This is a genomic window from Lentzea sp. NPDC059081 (assembly GCF_042738015.1).
Taxonomy (GTDB): domain Bacteria; phylum Actinomycetota; class Actinomycetes; order Mycobacteriales; family Pseudonocardiaceae; genus Lentzea.
Map to the genome: position 1 here is coordinate 377,785 of NZ_JBHYGW010000001.1, position 12,676 is coordinate 390,460.

A 12,676-nucleotide genomic window follows, 5' to 3' on the forward strand; every position below is an offset into this window, starting at 1 on the left:
CATGGACTTCGCCTTCGACGCCAAGACCGAGGAACTGCGCACCAAGCTCCTCGCGTTCATGGACGAGTTCGTCCACCCGGCCGAGGCCGTGCTCGAACGGCAGCTGCACGACGCCGCCGACCCGTGGGAACGCCAGCCCGTCCTGGAGGAGCTCAAGGCAGAGGCCCGCCGCCAGGGCCTGTGGAACCTGTTCCTCCCGGACGCCGAACACGGCGGCGGCCTGACGAACCTGCAGTACGCGCCGCTGGCCGAGATCACCGGCCGCAGCCCCCACCTCGCCCCCGAAGCGCTCAACTGCGCCGCCCCGGACACCGGCAACATGGAAGTGCTGGCCATGTTCGGCACCGACGAGCAGAAGAAGCAGTGGCTGCAGCCGTTGCTCGACGGCGAGATCCGCTCCGCGTTCTGCATGACCGAACCCGACGTCGCCTCCTCCGACGCCACCAACATCGCCACCCGCATCGAACGCGACGGCGACGACTACGTCATCAACGGCCGCAAGTGGTGGTCCTCCGGCGCCATGAACCCCAACTGCGCCATCTTCATCGTGATGGGCAAGACCGACCCCGGCGCCGACCGGCACCGCCAGCAGTCGCAGATCCTCGTCCCCCGCGACACCCCCGGCGTCACCATCGAGCGCGAGATGCGCGTCTTCGGCTACGGCGACCACGCCCACGGCGGCCACGCCGAGATCGTCTTCGACAACGTCCGCGTCCCCGCCACCAACCTCATCGCCGGCGAGGGCGAGGGCTTCGCGATCGCCCAGGCCCGCCTCGGCCCCGGCCGCATCCACCACTGCATGCGCCTGATCGGCATGGCCGAACGCGCCCTCGAACTGATGTGCCGCCGCGCCGTGTCCCGCGTCGCGTTCGGCAAGCCCATCGCCACCCAGGGCGTCGTGCAGGAGTGGATCGCCGAAGCCCGCGTCCGCATCGAACAGGCCCGCCTGCTCGTGCTCAAGACCGCGTGGCTGATGGACACCGTCGGCAACAAGGGCGCCCACACCGAGATCCAGGCCATCAAGATCGGCACCCCGCTGATGACCGAATGGGTCCTCGACAAGGCCATCCAGGCCCACGGCGCCGGCGGCGTCAGCCAGGACACCCCGCTCGCCGAGCTCTGGGTCGCCGCCCGCACCCTGCGCCTGGCCGACGGACCCGACGAGGTGCACCGCATGTCGCTGGCCAAGCGGGAGCTGAAGAAGTACCTGTAGAGACGGGGAGATCACGCGGGCCGCGCCGACCACCACGGCCGACCACCGGCACGTCGCCACGACGAAAAACACGTCCGTGCCGACGTTCAGCACGGAAAACGGCCGCAGCCCAAGAACAGCTACCCCAGAACCGGCTAGCCCAGGAACAGGCAGAACGGGTGCCCGTCCGGGTCGAACAGGACCCGGACGTCTTCCTGCGGCTGCACCTCCGCCACCACCGCCCCGCACGACACCGCGTGCCGCACCGCCGCATCCAGGTCGTCCACCTCGATGTCCAGGTGCTGCGTCGCCACCGGCGCACCCGCCGCGGACGGCCACACCGGCCGCCGGAACTCCCGCTCCAGCTCCAGGTTCACCGTCATCCCACCCGGCGTGCGCACCTGCGCCCAGTCGTCCTCCAACGCCGACGGCTCCACACCGAACAACCGCGCGTAGAACGAAGCGAGCACCCGAGGCTGCGAAGTCCCGACCGTGACCGACGTGAGGCGCATGCCGCCCGACGCTAGCCGAGGCGCCCCAGTTGCCGAGCACCCTCAGTTGTTGAGCGCCTCGCGCGCCGCCATCGCCGCCCGGCACGCGTGCACGAAGTCCCAGAACACCTCGGTCGTCGTGTGCCGCCGGTCCGACCGCGAGTTCTCCTCGAACATCGCCGTGCGCAACGGCGTCGTCAGCTCCAGCTGCGCGCCCTGCTTGGACCGGGTGCGGTTCGCGATGTTCGCCCGGTCGTAGCCGCCCAGCACGGGGTGGTCCACCGCGTCGATCGTGTGGAAACCCGCCCGCCGCAACCGGGTCAGCAGCTCCAGGCGCAGCAGCGCGTCGCGGCCGCCGACCAGCACCGCGCGGTCGTGGTCCTCCAGGCCCGCCGCCGCGGCCGTGCAGCCGTGCAGGCCCAGCGCGTGCGCGGCACCGGACACCAGGGTGCGGGCCACCCGGTCGTCGCAGTTGGACGACGTCACGTGCAGCTCGTCGTTGGCCGTCGTGCGCAGGCCCTCGAACATCCAGTAGTCGTGCGTCTGGCCGATCGGCACCCGCGTGCCGGGGTGGAAGCCCGCGATCGCGAGGCACAGCTCCGACGTGCCGACCTCGATGCCGCCGCCGTGCGGGGCGAGGACGACGGACGGCGTGCGGGGCCGGTGCCGCTTGAAGCGACGCCGGTAGTCCACCCGTTCCACCAGTCGGGGATCGGCGTAGAGGTCGGAGTTGGACGCGTAGACGTCTAACGCCGCCCACTGAGGCTGGGGTCTCATGGCGGGCGGAAGCCTACCTGGCATCACCCGGTCGGCCGCCGCCCGCCGGGTGAATCACGCGTCGATCTGCTTGGGCGTCCCGTCGGGCGCGGTGATCGCGATCCGGCGGGGCTTCGCGCGTTCCGCGATCGGGATCCGCAGCGTCAGCACGCCCGCGTCGTACGTCGCGTCGATGCGGTCGGTGTCGAGCGTGTCCCCGAGGAACAGCTGCCGCGAGAACACGCCCAGCGGCCGTTCCGACACCTGCATCTGCACGTCCGCGCCGAGCGGGCGGCGCTCCGCCTTCACCGTCAGCACGTTGCGTTCGACGTCGAGCTCGATCGCGTCGGACGCCACGCCGGGCAGGTCGAAGCACACGACGAACTCGTCGCCGTCGCGGTAGGCGTCCATCGGCATCGCCGCGGGCCGCGACCACGTGCCCGAACCGCCGAAAACCTGCTGCGTCAGCCGGTCCAGCTCGCGGAACGGGTCAGTGCGCATCAACATCTGACACCTCCAGTCATCTCTCGTGGGACTGTCAATGCGCTGCCCCACCGTTGTAACATGTCGTCGAAAAGATGACAAGCCCACGATGTCATCGAGAGGACGACATGACGAGTGACTACGAGTCCGTGCGGTCCGCGGCCGCCGAACCCGGCACCGCCACCGAGGTCCTGGCGGCGCTGATGCTGCTGCGGCAGCTGCGCGACGAGCTGTCCGGCTGGGAACCCCGGCTCATCGAGGCCGCCCGCGCGCTGGGCACCAGCTGGGCCGACCTCGCGCCCGCGCTCGGCGTCGCCAGCCGCCAGGCCGCCGAGAAGCGCTACCTGCGCGTGCGCCGCACCGGCGAGACCGGCACGGGCGACGAACGCGTGCAGGCCGAACGCGACCGCCGCGCCGGCGACAAGGCCGTCACCGCCTGGGCGCGCGAGAACGCCGGGGTCCTGCGGGGACTGGCCGCCCAGGTCGGGCCGCACGACGCCGCGGTCCAGCACGCGCTCGGCGGCGACGACGCGGCGACGCTGCTCGGCCCCCTGGCCGACGCGGGCCCCGGCCTGCGCGACGGCCAGCCGGGACTCGCCGACCGCATCGACGCGATCGGCGCCCACACCGACCAGCTCCGCGCCGACGCCCTACACCAGCGTCAACGTCCCGGCTGACGCGTCCAGCTCCGCCTCCACCCCGAGCGGCAGCGACCACGACCCCGCGCAGTGCCCGAACCCGAAGTCGCCCAGGATCGGCACCCCGAGCCCCGACAGCCGGTCGTGCAGCACCGACGACACGTCACCGCAGTCCGTCCACGACCCCAGCACGATCCCCGACACCGGCTCGAACCAGCCCGCCCGCAACAGCTGCGTCAGCAACCGGTCCAGCCGGTACGGCTCCTCGCCGATGTCCTCCAGCAGCGCCAGCGACCCCGCCACCGGCCGCGCCCACCGCGGCCCGCCGACCGACGCCGCCAGCAACGCGCAGTTCCCGCCCGTCAGCACACCCCGCGCCACCCCGGGCACCACCGGCACACCCGCCGTCCACGACCGCACCCCGTCGAACAGCGCCGCCCGCAGCCGCGCCTGCGCCAGCGGGTCGTCCACGAAGTCCGACGTCCCCGGCATCGGCCCGAACACCGTCGTCTGCCCCACCAGGTTCAGCTCCGCGTGCAGCACCGTCACGTCCGACGAGCCCACGAACACCCGCGGCGGCAGGTCCTTCCACGGCACCAGGTCCGTCATCCGCAGGCACCCGTAGCCGCCGCGCACGCAGAACACCGCCGCCACGTCCGAGCACCACGCCGTCGTGAACTCCGCGGCCCGCGCCGCGTCCGAGCCCGCCAGGTACGGCAACGACCACGGCTCGACCACCGGCGCGGTCACGGTCAGCCCCCACGAGCGCAGCACCTCGACACCCGCCGCCAGACGCGCCGGCAGGGCGGGGCCGGCCGGGGACACCAGCGCGACCCGGTCCCCGGCGACCAGCAAGCTCACTCGGACAGGTCCAGCACCGGCACACCCGGCGGCACGAACCCGAACACCTGCCCGTAGAACGACAGCTCCGCCTCCAGCGCCGCCTTGATGTTCTCGGCCTTGCGGAACCCGTGCTGCTCGCCCTCGAACGTCAGGTAGGCGTGCGGGATGCCCGACCCCGCCAGGTCCGCGGCGAACCGGTCCGCCTGCTCCGGCGGGCAGATCTCGTCCTCCAGGCCCTGCAACAGCAGCACCGGGCCCGACACCGACCGGGCCTTCGTCGACGGCGACCGGTCGCGGTAGCGGTCCGCGGCCTCCGGCAACGTGCCCACCAGGCCCTCGACGTAACGCGACTCGAAGTCGTGCGTCTCGCCGCCCGCCGACGTCCAGCCCTTCAGGTCCAGGATCGGGAACGCCACCATCCCGCACCGGTACACGTCCGTCGAGGTCAGCGACGCCGCCGACGTCCACCCGCCCGCCGAGCCGCCCCGGATGCCCAGCCTGGCCGGGTCCGCGGTGCCCTCCTTCGCGAGCTGCTGCACGACGAACGCGCAGTCCTCCACGTCCACCACGCCCCACTGCTCGCGCAGCCGCTCCCGGAACGCCCGCCCGTAGCCGGTCGAACCGCCGTAGTTGACCGCCACCACACCGATGCCGCGGCTGGTCAGGTACGCGATGTCGGAGTCGAGCTTCGGCAACGCCCTGCCCGTGGGCCCGCCGTGCACGTGCACCACGTACGGCGGCAGCTCACCCTCCGGTGCCGCGAAGTCCGGGTTCGACGGCGGGTACACGTACGCCGGGATCTCCCCGAACATCCGCTCCACCGGCACCGGCACGTACGCGTCCTCGTCGGAGGCCTCGCCGCCGGTCAGGTAGGTCAGCTCCCCGTTGGACAGGTCCAGCCGCACCACCGCCACCTCGCTGGTCGGCCCGGCCGCGCCGCACACCACCACGCCGTCGCGCACCGACAGCTCCGGCGCCCACGTCGGCAGGTCGGTCTGCACGTCGGTCACCGTCGCGCTGCGCTCGTCGAGCACCGCGAGATGCCCGGAACGCACGACCAGGTAGCGGCCCGGCGACAGGGTCGCGAACCAGCGGTTGCCCAGCCGCCACATCGGCCCGCCCAGCTCCTCCTCGCACGGCGCCAGGTTCACGCGGCTGCCGTCGGGGGAGATCCGGAACAGGTTCCACCAGCCGTCGGGGTCGGTCAGCGCCAGCAGCGAGTCGCCCTCCCACTCGAACTGGCACACCGCCTCCGTCTCCGAACCCGACACCACGCGGTGTTCGGAGGAGCCGATCTCCGCGACGCACAGCTCGGAGCCGTCCCACGGCATCCGCGGGTGGTCCCAGCCGATCCAGGCGAGCTTCGTGCCGTCCGGGCTGACCTTCGGGCCGGTCATGAAGTGGTGCGAGGCGCCCAGCACCCGGATCTCACCCGAAGAGGTGATCGCGACGAGGTCGCGGCGCACGTCGGTGCGGGCGTCGCCGGTGATCGTCTCCCGCACGCACCACACCTCGCCGTCCGGACCCGCGGACAGGTCGGCGAACCGCACCCCGTGGTGGCGCTCCGGCTCCGGGGTCAACGCCACCGGCTCCGGGGCGTCCGGGTTGAACACGTACACGCGCTGGTCGGCCCAGTTCGTGAACGCCACCCGGTCCTCGGCGAGCACCACGAACGGCCTGCCGCCGTACTCGTGCACCCGGTTGCGGGCGTTCCACGGCGCGGGCAGCACGTCCACCCCGTCGCGCACCAAGGCCACCCGGCCACCCTCGGCGGGCCTGCTCTCCGCCCACCACACCCGGTCACCGTCGAGGTCGGCCCACTGGAACCCACCCCCCGGCTTCGAGGTGTCGCCGGCGCTGATCGGCGAGGTCCACGTCCCGTACGAAGCGATCTTCACCACAACCCGACCCTATACGCGCGGTGTTTGGTGGGGGAGGACCTGCCGACGATCTCAGCGTGGCCTAATGTCGTAGGGGCCATGGCTCGCGTCATTCACGTATTCCGCGCACCCGACCGTTTCATCGCAGGAACCGTCGGGCAGCCCGGCGACCGCACCTTCTACCTGCAGGCCTCCGAGCAGAGCAGGTTGATCAGCGTCGCCCTGGAAAAGCAACAGGTCCAGGTCCTCGCCGAGCGCATCGGCTCGCTGCTCGAGGAGGTGCACCGCCGCTTCGGCACCGACGTGCCCGACGACGCACCCCCCGACGACCTCGACACCCAGCCGCTCGACGTGCCCGTCGAGGAGGAGTTCCGCGTCGGCACCATGGGACTGGGCTGGGACGCCGAGTCCAAGGCCGTCGTGATCGAGCTCCTCGCGGTCTCCGAGGAGGAGGTCGACGAGGCCGTCGTGCTCGACGACACCGAGGAAGGCCCCGACGCCGTGCGGGTGTTCCTGTCCCCGTCCGCCGCGCGCGCCTTCGCCGAACGCGCCGACCGCGTCGTCAACGCCGGCCGCAAACCCTGCCCGCTGTGCGCCGAACCGCTCGACCCGGACGGCCACATCTGCCCGCGGCAGAACGGCTACCGCCGCACCGAGGAAGACTGACGTGGACACCGCCGCGGCCATCGAGTTGCTGACTCATGGCCGCATCGAGGTCGAGGGCCGTCTCGTCGACGCCTCGAACGCCACCCTGTTCTGCAAGATCTCGCACAACGGCGTGGACGCGCAGTGCGTCTACAAGCCCGTGCGCGGCGAACGCCCGCTGTGGGACTTCCCCGACGGCACCCTCGCCGGCCGTGAGGTGGCGACCTACCTCATCTCCGCCGCCGGCGGCCTCGACGTCGTCCCGCCGACCGTGCTGCGCCCCGGCCCGTTCGGCAGCGGCATGGTGCAGCTGTGGGTCGACACCCGCGAGGAGGACGAGCTCGTCGACATCGTCGGCCTCGACGACGTCAAACCCGGCTGGATCCCCGTCTTCCACGCCCACGACCGCTTCGGCGACCCCGCCGTGCTCGTGCACGCCGACCACCCCCGCATCGCCCTGATGTCCGCCTTCGACGTCGTCGTGAACAACGCCGACCGCAAGGGCGGCCACGTCCTGCACGCCCTCGACGGCTCCGTGCACGGCGTCGACCACGGCATCTGCCTGCACGTCGAACCCAAACTCCGCACCGTGCTGTGGGGCTGGGCCCGCGAACCCCTCCCGGACCACGTCCTCGAACCGCTGCGCCGCCTGAGATCCGAGCTCGACGGCCCGCTGGGGGAGACGCTGCACGACCACCTCACCCGCGCCGAGGTCCGCGCGGTCGGCGAACGCCTGGACAAGCTGCTCGCGGCCGGGGTGTACCCGGAGCCGTCGGGGGACTGGCCCGCGATCCCGTGGCCCGCGTTCTGACCAGCCGGTCAAGGCGCACCCCGGACGGCTTGGGCACCTGGTCTCGCTCCTGTCCTCGAACCTGACGGCGGCTGGATCCGGCACCAGCCCGACCGCACGGTCGAAGCGCCGTCGTGGGTCGGCAACACGGGTGAACGCGGCCTGCTCGCCCGGTTCGCCGCGGTGCTCGTCGGCCGCGCCATGGCGTGGTCCTTCACCGACCGGCACACCGACCGCGCCACCTACGCCACCGACCAGCGCGAGGCCGGGCTCCGAGCGTTCGCCGCGTCGGCGGCCCCGTGCGCCATCACCGTCACCTATTGAGACACAACGAAATCCAAAGAAAGTCATCACGCTCGAACAACACTATTACTGATTCGCTGTTCAGAATTCGGACATTGACGGGCGGATCATCCTGCCCTTATCTTTTGGTGGGCATTGCCGAGTATCTGACCTGCGAAAACATTCGAATTTCGAATTCAGGCACGGGGGACATGACTTATTTGGAGCGCATCGTCGTGGTCGGGACGGCCGATCTCGGTGCCCGGGCGGCGACCTGCCTGGCGCGAAGATTCGGCCCGGTTCACCTGATCGGACCTGGCGCCGACGCGCTCGCGGACATGGGCGTGCGGCGCTACCCGATGGCCACCGTGCGCGACCTCGACCTCGACACCCCGGCCGTGATCGTCGACAACGACGGCGGCCGGCTGCAGCGGCTGGTCTGCGACCGGCTGCTCGTCGTGGGCTGGCCGGTGCCGCTGCTGCCGGTCAACCGGTGGGTCGTCGACGGCAAGGTCGCCGTCGCCGGGGACGGGGCCGACCTGGACCTGCTCGGCACGTGTTTCGACGCCACCGGGCTGTGGCGGCCCGCGCTCGCGGAGTACCAGTTCCGCCGACAAGCAGGGGCCGACTCGCTAGCCTGAGCCGAGTGATCGACGAGGACGCCAGATCCCGGCTCATCCGACGCTTCGGCAGCGACGTCACACGCTGGATCGACGCACTGCCCGACCTGGTCGCCACCCTGAGCGCCCGCTGGGGCCTCACCGTCACCACCCACCTGCCCGGCGGCACCGGCGCGACGTTCCTGTGCACCTCCGCGGTCCTCAAGCTCACCCCCGACCTCGACATCGCCGTCCACGAGGCCCGTGCCCTCACCGCCTGGGCCGACACCCCGGCCGTGGTCGACCTGCTCGACACCGACCTCCCGCGTGGCGCCCTGCTGCTCGAACGGATCAGCCCCGGCACCCCCGCCGCCGAACCCGCCAGGGTGCTGCCGCAGCTGCACCGGCCGCCGGTCAAGGGGTTCCCGCCGCTCAAAGCGCGCATCGACTTCCTGTTCGAGACGCTGCTCACCCGCCGCACCGGCACCTACTACGCCACCGAGCACCACCGCGCCCGCAAGCTCGCCGAGGACGACGTCACCCCCGTCCTGCTGCACGGCGACATGCACCCCGGCAACGTCCTGCAAGGCCCGAAGGGACCGAAGGCCATCGATCCGCGCGCGTGCGTCGGCGACCCGGCGTTCGACTGGATGGACTTCGTGCACGACCACCACGACCTGCACGGCGCCGACGTCGACGTTGGCCGCGTCCACGAGTGGCTCACCGCCTTCAAACCCTTCTACGGCTAAGGTCGCGAACCGTGCGTTCCCACGACTACGGCCGCGACGTCCTCTCGGGCCCGAAGCGCAAGAAGGTCCCCGAGATCGAGGCCGCGCCCGGCCTGGTCGTCGAGGACCCCGCCAGCGGCTTCTGCGGCGCCGTCGTCAAGTTCGAGTACGGCCAGGTCGTGCTCGAGGACCGCCACGGCCGCCACCGGCTCTTCCCGCTCAACCCCGCCGGGTTCCTCGTCGACGGCAAGCCCGTCACGCTCGTCAAACCCATGCCGCAGCAGCAGAAGCCGCGCATCAGCGCCTCCGGTTCGGTGAAGGTCGAGGGCCTCAAGGCCAGGACCGCGCAGGCCAGCCGCATCTGGGTCGAGGGCAGGCACGACGCCGAGCTCGTCGAACGCGTCTGGGGTCACGACCTGCGCGTCGAGGGCATCGTCGTCGAACCCCTGCACGGCGTGGACGAGCTGCGGCAGCGCATCGACGAGTTCGGCACCGCCCCGAACCGGCGCCTCGGCGTCCTGGTCGACCACCTCGTCGCCGGCTCCAAGGAACAACGCCTCGTCGACCAGGTCCGCGACGACAACGTCCTGGTCACCGGCCACCCCTACGTCGACATCTGGCAGGCCGTGAAACCGCGGGCCGTGCGGATCGAGGCCTGGCCGGTCGTGCCCCGCGACGTCGACTGGAAGACCGGTGTCTGCGCCCGGCTGGGCTGGGGTGAGCCGTGGGAGGGCTGGCAGCGCGTCCTGAGCTCCGTCAGCAGCTACAAGGACATCGAGTCCGACCTGCTCGGCGCTGTCGAGCGGCTGATCGACTTCGTCACCGTTCCCCAGGACTGAGGGCCCCAGGACCGAGGGCTGCGGGACTGACCCGCGAGTACCGGGCCACGATCACGCCCTTCCCGGTGGTCGCTGAGCTGTCCAGGGTGAACTCGGTCAGCGGCGCCGGCCCGTCGAACAGCCGCGCGCCGCAGCCGAGCGTCAGCGGGTGGATCACCAGCGTGTAGTGGTCGACCAGGCCCGCGGCGTGCAGCGACCGCACCAGCGCCGCGCTGCCGATGATCGACAGGTCCCCGTCCAGCGCCGCGACGTCGTCCACCGACCGCAGCAACGTCGAGTTCTCCCACGCCTCCGCGTCCGTGAGCGTCGCCGACACCACGTACTTGCGGGCGGCGTTCAGGTGCGCCGTGAACGGGTTGCCGTCGGTGGCGGAGGCCCAGGCGCCGATGAAGTCCTGCCAGGTGCGGCGCCCGAACAGCATCGCCCCGGCCTGCGCCATGCCCTTGCCCATCTCGGCCGCGAGCACCTCGTCGGTGTAGCGGGCGCCCCAGCCTCCGTGGGGGAACCCGCCGCGGGTGTCCTCGTCGGGACGGCCCAGGCCCTGCACCACCCCGTCGAGCGTGGTGAACATCGTCGCGGAGATCGAACGCATCGCCGCAGCCCCTTCCTCGAAATGACCGTGTCGCCCCTCGTACGAACGGACGCGGCGCGTTTCGACACCGCGGGGTGATCGATTTCGCAACGGTCGGGTGCGCAGCCCGGTGAATCTCGGACGAACGCCCTGCTCGGTGGTGTATGACTGGGCTCATGGCCGCGCTGATCTGGCTGATCGTCGGGATACTGCTCGTCGTCGCCGAGGTTCTCTCCGGTGACTTCGTGCTGGTCATGCTCGGCGCCGCCGCGCTGGCCGCGGCGGGCGTGTCCGCACTGGGCGCCGCCGACCTGGTCAGCGTGCTCGTGTTCGCCGCGTCCTCGGTCGGCCTGATCGTCGGGGCGCGGCCGTTCGTGAAGAAGCGGCTGCAGCTCGGCTCCGGGCTCAGGATGCACCACGAGGCACTGCTCGGCAGCAGGGCCGTCGCCGTGTCGCGGGTGGACGAGCACAGCGGACAGGTCAAGATCGGCGGCGACACCTGGAGCGCCCGCACCCTCGACGGGTCCGTGGTCGAAGAAGGCGAAGCCGTCACCGTCGTCGAGATCTCGGGAGCGACCGCCGTGGTCATCGCGGCCGTGTGACCCGGAGAAGGATGTGACCCCAGTTGGACCCGATCACCCTCGTGGTCGCGGCCGTCATCGCGATCTTCGTGCTGACCCTCGCCGTCAAGTCGGTGCTGGTCATCCCGCAGGCGCAGGCCGCCGTCATCGAGCGCCTCGGCCGCTACCGCACCACCGCGGCACCCGGCCTGAACATCATGGTGCCGTTCATCGACAAGGTGCGCGCCCGCATCGACCTGCGCGAGCAGGTCGTGTCGTTCCCGCCGCAGCCGGTGATCACCCAGGACAACCTCACCGTCTCCATCGACACGGTCGTGTACTTCCAGGTCACCGAGCCGCGCTCGGCGGTCTACGAGATCTCCAACTACATCGTCGGCGTCGAGCAGCTCACCATCACCACGCTGCGCAACCTCGTCGGCGGCATGAGCCTCGAGGAGACGCTGACCTCCCGCGACCACATCAACGGCCAGCTGCGCGGCGTGCTCGACGAGGCGACCGGCCGGTGGGGCCTGCGCGTGGCGCGCGTAGAGCTCAAGTCGATCGACCCGCCGCCCTCCATCCAGGACTCGATGGAGAAGCAGATGCGCGCCGACCGCGAGAAGCGCGCCATGATCCTCACCGCCGAGGGCCAGCGCGAGTCGTCCATCAAGACCGCCGAGGGCCAGAAGCAGTCGCAGATCCTCGCCGCCGAGGGCGCCAAGCAGGCCGCGATCCTCACCGCGGAGGCCGAGCGGCAGTCGCAGATCCTGCGCGCCCAGGGTGAACGCGCCGCCCGCTACCTGCAGGCCCAGGGCCAGGCCAAGGCCATCGAGAAGGTCTTCGGCGCCATCAAGGACGGCAAGCCCACCCCGGAGGTGCTGGCCTACCAGTACCTGCAGACGCTGCCGCAGATGGCGCAGGGCGACGCCAACAAGGTCTGGATGATCCCGACCGACTACGGCAAGGCCCTCGAAGGGTTCGCCCGCATGCTCGGCGCGCCCGGCGACGACGGCGTCTTCCGCTACGAACCCCCCGCCGACACCGACGCCCGTCCCCGGCCGGAGGACGACGACGAGTCGGTCGCCGAGTGGTTCGACACCGCACCGGACCCCAAGGTCGCCGAGGCCGTCGCCGCCGCGGAGGCCGTGGCCCGCAAGGAGGTCCCCGGCCCGCTCACCACCCCGCCCCGCTCCGTCGGCGCCGCGTCCGCGGTACCGGAGCTCGAGTCGGAGCAGCCCCGGTCACTGCACCAGCCCGGCGACCAGGTCTGAGCACCCTCGCGTGGGGGGGCACTCCCAGCCCCAGGGGGGGGGGGGCAAGTGTTTCCGCAAAGGGAAAAGGAGAGGTCCAGGAAAGTCCTGGCGCGTGGTTCTCCGAGG

The 12,676-nt window shown here is 71.5% G+C and carries 15 protein-coding genes and 1 pseudogene; 10 read left to right on the forward strand and 6 right to left on the reverse strand.

Features of this window, described 5'->3' with window-relative positions; genetic code table 11:
- The first annotated feature begins 1 nt into the window (after position 1).
- On the forward strand, positions 2 to 1,213 hold the full coding sequence (locus ACFWV3_RS01800; protein WP_382407102.1) for an acyl-CoA dehydrogenase family protein: 1,212 nt from the start codon (positions 2 to 4) through the stop codon (positions 1,211 to 1,213).
- A gap of 134 nt (positions 1,214 to 1,347) precedes the next feature.
- Here ACFWV3_RS01800 and ACFWV3_RS01805 read toward each other — a convergent pair whose 3' ends face one another.
- The 3 genes from ACFWV3_RS01805 to ACFWV3_RS01815 are packed head-to-tail and all read right to left on the reverse strand — an operon-like array spanning position 1,348 to position 2,946.
- Complete coding sequence (locus tag ACFWV3_RS01805; RefSeq protein WP_382407105.1) at positions 1,348 to 1,704, reverse strand: VOC family protein; 357 nt, start codon at positions 1,702 to 1,704, stop codon at positions 1,348 to 1,350.
- 42 nt (positions 1,705 to 1,746) lie between these two features.
- Complete coding sequence (locus ACFWV3_RS01810) at positions 1,747 to 2,460, reverse strand: poly-gamma-glutamate hydrolase family protein (protein WP_382407107.1); 714 nt, start codon at positions 2,458 to 2,460, stop codon at positions 1,747 to 1,749.
- Between the two features lie 54 nt (positions 2,461 to 2,514).
- Complete coding sequence (locus ACFWV3_RS01815) at positions 2,515 to 2,946, reverse strand: Hsp20/alpha crystallin family protein (protein ID WP_382407110.1); 432 nt, start codon at positions 2,944 to 2,946, stop codon at positions 2,515 to 2,517.
- A gap of 104 nt (positions 2,947 to 3,050) precedes the next feature.
- On the opposite strand from ACFWV3_RS01815, the gene ACFWV3_RS01820 reads away from it, so the two are divergent.
- Positions 3,051 to 3,599: an HSP18 transcriptional regulator gene (locus ACFWV3_RS01820; RefSeq protein ID WP_382407112.1), complete on the forward strand. Its 549-nt coding sequence runs from the start codon at positions 3,051 to 3,053 to the stop codon at positions 3,597 to 3,599.
- Here the strand turns inward: ACFWV3_RS01820 and ACFWV3_RS01825 are convergent.
- Entirely contained in the window at positions 3,573 to 4,421 is an 849-nt protein-coding gene (locus tag ACFWV3_RS01825; protein ID WP_382407114.1) for an LD-carboxypeptidase, read from the reverse strand. The genes ACFWV3_RS01820 and ACFWV3_RS01825 overlap by 27 nt on opposite strands.
- Entirely contained in the window at positions 4,418 to 6,304 is a 1,887-nt protein-coding gene (locus tag ACFWV3_RS01830) for a prolyl oligopeptidase family serine peptidase (protein WP_382407116.1), read from the reverse strand. Before ACFWV3_RS01830 ends, ACFWV3_RS01825 begins: the two co-directional genes overlap by 4 nt.
- 78 nt (positions 6,305 to 6,382) lie before the next feature.
- Between ACFWV3_RS01830 and ACFWV3_RS01835 the strand changes: the two genes are divergently transcribed.
- The 6 genes from ACFWV3_RS01835 to ACFWV3_RS01860 all read left to right on the forward strand — a co-directional run bounded on the left by ACFWV3_RS01835 (position 6,383) and on the right by ACFWV3_RS01860 (position 10,166).
- Entirely contained in the window at positions 6,383 to 6,949 is a 567-nt protein-coding gene (locus ACFWV3_RS01835; protein ID WP_382407118.1) for a DUF3090 domain-containing protein, read from the forward strand.
- A gap of 1 nt (position 6,950) precedes the next feature.
- A complete protein-coding gene (locus ACFWV3_RS01840; protein ID WP_382407120.1) occupies positions 6,951 to 7,739 on the forward strand; it encodes an SCO1664 family protein in 789 nt (262 codons plus the stop codon).
- A 162-nt stretch (positions 7,740 to 7,901) separates the two neighbouring features.
- Positions 7,902 to 8,042 carry a hypothetical protein gene (locus tag ACFWV3_RS01845; protein ID WP_382407122.1) on the forward strand — a complete coding sequence of 47 codons (141 nt, stop codon included), beginning with the start codon at positions 7,902 to 7,904 and terminating at the stop codon, positions 8,040 to 8,042.
- A gap of 170 nt (positions 8,043 to 8,212) precedes the next feature.
- Positions 8,213 to 8,641 carry a hypothetical protein gene (locus ACFWV3_RS01850; RefSeq protein WP_382407124.1) on the forward strand — a complete coding sequence of 143 codons (429 nt, stop codon included), beginning with the start codon at positions 8,213 to 8,215 and terminating at the stop codon, positions 8,639 to 8,641.
- 5 nt (positions 8,642 to 8,646) lie between these two features.
- Positions 8,647 to 9,348, forward strand: coding sequence for an aminoglycoside phosphotransferase family protein (locus ACFWV3_RS01855; RefSeq protein ID WP_382407125.1), 702 nt, complete (start codon positions 8,647 to 8,649; stop codon positions 9,346 to 9,348).
- Positions 9,349 to 9,359: 11 nt separating this feature from the next.
- Entirely contained in the window at positions 9,360 to 10,166 is an 807-nt protein-coding gene (locus ACFWV3_RS01860; protein ID WP_382407126.1) for a DUF3097 domain-containing protein, read from the forward strand.
- Here the strand turns inward: ACFWV3_RS01860 and ACFWV3_RS01865 are convergent.
- A complete protein-coding gene (locus ACFWV3_RS01865; protein ID WP_382407128.1) occupies positions 10,147 to 10,758 on the reverse strand; it encodes a dihydrofolate reductase family protein in 612 nt (203 codons plus the stop codon). The genes ACFWV3_RS01860 and ACFWV3_RS01865 overlap by 20 nt on opposite strands.
- Positions 10,759 to 10,913: 155 nt before the next feature.
- On the opposite strand from ACFWV3_RS01865, the gene ACFWV3_RS01870 reads away from it, so the two are divergent.
- Together ACFWV3_RS01870 and ACFWV3_RS01875 are read left to right on the forward strand one after the other, a co-directional pair.
- Entirely contained in the window at positions 10,914 to 11,339 is a 426-nt protein-coding gene (locus tag ACFWV3_RS01870) for an NfeD family protein (protein ID WP_382407130.1), read from the forward strand.
- 32 nt (positions 11,340 to 11,371) lie between these two features.
- Positions 11,372 to 12,507, forward strand: a pseudogene (locus ACFWV3_RS01875) (SPFH domain-containing protein); the annotation flags it as partial.
- Positions 12,508 to 12,676: the final 169 nt, after the last annotated feature.

Excerpts from the sequence above, each read along its gene's own strand:
- ACFWV3_RS01800 (WP_382407102.1), top strand. The coding sequence starts at position 2 with ATGGACTTCGCCTTCGACGCCAAGACCGAGGAACTGCGCACCAAGCTC.
- ACFWV3_RS01805 (WP_382407105.1), bottom strand. The coding sequence starts at position 1,704 with ATGCGCCTCACGTCGGTCACGGTCGGGACTTCGCAGCCTCGGGTGCTC.
- ACFWV3_RS01810 (WP_382407107.1), bottom strand. The coding sequence starts at position 2,460 with ATGAGACCCCAGCCTCAGTGGGCGGCGTTAGACGTCTACGCGTCCAAC.
- ACFWV3_RS01815 (WP_382407110.1), bottom strand. The coding sequence starts at position 2,946 with ATGTTGATGCGCACTGACCCGTTCCGCGAGCTGGACCGGCTGACGCAG.
- ACFWV3_RS01820 (WP_382407112.1), top strand. The coding sequence starts at position 3,051 with ATGACGAGTGACTACGAGTCCGTGCGGTCCGCGGCCGCCGAACCCGGC.
- ACFWV3_RS01835 (WP_382407118.1), top strand. The coding sequence starts at position 6,383 with ATGGCTCGCGTCATTCACGTATTCCGCGCACCCGACCGTTTCATCGCA.
- ACFWV3_RS01850 (WP_382407124.1), top strand. The coding sequence starts at position 8,213 with ATGACTTATTTGGAGCGCATCGTCGTGGTCGGGACGGCCGATCTCGGT.
- ACFWV3_RS01865 (WP_382407128.1), bottom strand. The coding sequence starts at position 10,758 with ATGCGTTCGATCTCCGCGACGATGTTCACCACGCTCGACGGGGTGGTG.
- ACFWV3_RS01870 (WP_382407130.1), top strand. The coding sequence starts at position 10,914 with ATGGCCGCGCTGATCTGGCTGATCGTCGGGATACTGCTCGTCGTCGCC.